The organism is Nonlabens ulvanivorans, from assembly GCF_000732625.1.
In the GTDB taxonomy this organism is placed as follows: domain Bacteria; phylum Bacteroidota; class Bacteroidia; order Flavobacteriales; family Flavobacteriaceae; genus Nonlabens; species Nonlabens ulvanivorans.
This window is the reverse complement of record NZ_JPJI01000020.1, coordinates 1-329: the sequence shown is the minus strand read 5'-3', so window position 1 is coordinate 329 and position 329 is coordinate 1. Positions and strand designations below refer to the sequence as shown.

Here is a 329-nt window from a genome sequence, read left to right as displayed (position 1 = left end):
GCTGTAAACACACATGGATCTGTTGGGTCTGGATCGGTTCCGTTAGAATCTCCATCTCCATCACAATCTGCTGCTTGCCATATTGGATTACTTGTATCTGCTACACTTCCGGCTGTAAACACACATGGATCTGTTGGATCTGCATCCGTTCCATTGGAGTCACCATCGCCATCACAGTCTGCAGCTGCCCATACATCATATGCATTTTGAGCTGGCGTTCCTGCCATCATTGGATTTGTTGGTATCGTAGCATTTGTTACACTACATGGGTCAAATGGCTCTGTACCATTCATCACTTCTTCTCCGTTAGTCTCACCATCACCATCACA

At 46.2% G+C, this 329-nt stretch carries 1 protein-coding gene; it reads right to left on the bottom strand.

Going from position 1 to position 329, the window contains the following annotated elements:
• The coding region (locus IL45_RS15090) for a hypothetical protein (protein WP_036579816.1) at positions 1-329 on the bottom strand (329 nt) is incomplete at both ends.